The sequence below is a fragment of the Leifsonia sp. HAY1-4F genome (assembly GCF_056755275.1).
This window is the reverse complement of the sequence record NZ_JBNDHX010000720.1, coordinates 1-218: the sequence shown is the minus strand read 5'-3', so window position 1 is coordinate 218 and position 218 is coordinate 1. Positions and strand designations below refer to the sequence as shown.

The 218-nt window shown below is 57.3% G+C and carries 1 protein-coding gene; it reads right to left on the bottom strand.

Annotated features, from left to right (window positions below):
• Nucleotides 1-24: 24 nt before the first annotated feature.
• The coding region (locus ACPYOG_RS21100; protein ID WP_481295988.1) for a hypothetical protein at nucleotides 25-218 on the bottom strand (194 nt) is incomplete at its 5' end.

The following is a 218-nucleotide window of genomic DNA, read 5'->3' as shown; positions in this document are numbered from 1 at the left end:
ACACTCTCTCCGTCGTCGGCAGCGTCAGATGTGTATAAGAGACAGGCACCATCGACTACACGAAGACTGCACAGAATCCAGCGATTCCCGTGCAATCTCTGCGGACTCGATGGTGGGCGGTTCGCGTTTGAGGGGAGGGCTGTCTCTTATACACATCTCCGAGCCCACGAGACACTCGCTAATCTGGGGGGGGGGGTTTTGTTTTTTAGGGGGGGGGG